Genomic DNA, 2,128 nt, shown 5'->3' with positions numbered 1-2,128 from the left:
GCACAGGGGGTGTGCGGGGTCGGCGGCGGTTTCGGCGAAGGCGTGGACCAGGGTGCGGAGGGCGTGCGGGTCGCCCTGGTCGGGGAGAAGGTCCCCGACCGCGTTCCGCAGCCGCGCCGCGACCTGGTCCGGGCCGCCCGCGGGCAGCGGCCCGCCGCGGGCCCGGGCGCCGGTGTCCAGCGCGTCGAGCACGGTGTGGAGCAAGGGCCGCAGGACGTGCGGGCCGTCGGGGCCCGATGCGAGGGGCGGCGTGCTCATGGGCTGACCTCCGGGGCGCGGGTGGCGGCACGCCCGGACAGCCCAACGATCCAACCCGGGTGGAGGTACTTCTGTGCGCGGGGGCGGGTTCTCGAACCCGGCGGCGTGGTTCTCGCGCCGGGCCGGTCTGTGCACGGGGTTGGGCCTCGAACCCGGCCGCGTGGCCCTCGACCCGGACCCACCCGTGCACGAGGTTGGGCCTCGAACCCGGTCAACCCGGACCCACCCGTGCCGAGGTCGGGCCTCGAACCAGACCCACCCGTGCACGAGGTCGGGCCTCGAACCAGACCCACCCGTGCACGAGGTCGGGCCTCGAACCCGGCCGCATGCCCCTCAGGCCTGGGCCGGGTCGCGTCTCCGTGGCCCCGGGCCGGGAGGCGCGACCGGTCCGCCTCGAGGGCGAAGGCGCGCCGCCCCGAGCCCGCCCCGAGCCGCCTTCAGGCCTCTCGGGCTCCCTGGACCCGCAACGCCCGCTTCAAGTCGTCCAGTTGGTCGACGAGTTTGCGGCGCAGCGCGGGGGTCGGGCCGGCGTCGTGCAGGCACGTCTCGCCGAGGTGGAGGTTGTCCGCGTCGACGGCGTGTGCGGGGAAGGCCCAGCGGCCCGCCGCCTCGGCCATGGCGGGGCCCCGGCTGTCGGCGAGGGCGACCGCGTCGGGGTAGTAGCGCGCGACGTACCCGCGTACCAGGTCGGCTTGTTCGGGCTGCCAGAAGCCGCGGGCGGTGGCGGTGAAGAGGTAGTTGGACAGGTCGTCGGAGCCGAACATGGCTTCCCAGGCGCGGGCCTTGGCCTCCGGGTCGGGCAGGGCGGCGCGGCAGCGGGCGGCGCCCTCCTGGCCGGTGGCGCTGGGGTCGCGTTCCAGTTCGGCGGCGATGGCGGCCTCGTCGGTCGCGCCGAGGACGGCGAGCCGGGCGAGTACGCGCCAGCGCAGCTCGGGGTCGAGTTCGGGGCCGCCGGGGACGGTGCCGTCGGCGAGCCAGGCGGCGATGGTGTCGGGGTGGGCGGCCACGTCGATGCGGTGGCGTACGGCGATCAGGCGCAGGCCGGGGTTGTCGCCGTCCTCGGTGCGGCGGATGAGGTCGCGGCACAGTTCGGAGAGGGTGGCGAGTGCGGCGGGCCGCTCCTCGGGGGTGAGGTAGCGGTCGGCGATGTAGGTGGAGGCGAAGGCGAGCACGCCCTGGACGATGGCGAGGTCCGTCTCCAGCGGGAGGTGGGCCCTGGCGGTCTCCAGGTAGGCGCCGGGGGTGAGCTCACCGTCGCGGACGGCGTCCCGCAGGGCGTTCCAGACGATCGCGCGGGTGAGCGGCCGGGGCAGGCCGGACAGGTCCTTGCGGACGGTTTCGAAGGATTCGGGGTCGAAGCGGACCTTGGCGTAGGTGAGGTCGCCGTCGTTGAGGAGGAGCAGGGCGGGCCGTTTGCCGATGGGGTGGGCGTCGGTCTGCGGGAGGTCCAGGTGGAGGCTTTCGCGCAGGACGAGCTGTCCGCCGTCGTCGCCGAGGTCTCGGTCGTAGAGGCCGGCGGCGATGCGGTGCGGGCGGCTGCCGGTGCGGTCGACGCTGAGGGCGCAGGTGCCGTGCTCGCCGGGGGTGATGCGCGGGGTGAGGGTGTCGACGCCGGTGGTGCGCAGCCAGGCGTCGGCCCAGGCGGGGACGTCGCGGTCGGTGGCGCTCGCGAGGTTGTCGATGAAGTCGGCGAGGGTGGCGTTGGCGAACTTGTGCCGGGCGAAGTGGGTGTTGATGCCGGCGAGGAAGTCCTTCTCGCCGAGCCAGGCGACCAGTTGCCGCAGCGCGCTGGCGCCCTTGGCGTAGGAGATGCCGTCGAAGTTGAGCAGTGCGGCGGCGGTGTCGTCGACGGCTTCGGGGGCAACGGGGT

The 2,128-nt window shown here is 75.0% G+C and carries 1 protein-coding gene and 1 pseudogene; both read right to left on the bottom strand.

All coding sequences use genetic code 11. The features are described from left to right. Window positions 1-258, bottom strand: a pseudogene (locus C1J00_RS42420) (aspartate aminotransferase family protein); the annotation flags it as partial. A 437-nt stretch (window positions 259-695) separates the two neighbouring features. Next, window positions 696-2,128 (bottom strand): ERAP1-like C-terminal domain-containing protein (locus tag C1J00_RS42415; RefSeq protein ID WP_180989906.1); only part of this gene is annotated, 1,433 nt, incomplete at its 5' end.

It is taken from the genome of Streptomyces cahuitamycinicus, from assembly GCF_002891435.1.
In the GTDB taxonomy this organism is placed as follows: domain Bacteria; phylum Actinomycetota; class Actinomycetes; order Streptomycetales; family Streptomycetaceae; genus Streptomyces; species Streptomyces cahuitamycinicus.
Note: the sequence above shows the minus strand (reverse complement) of the source record. Positions and strands in the feature narration are given on the sequence as shown.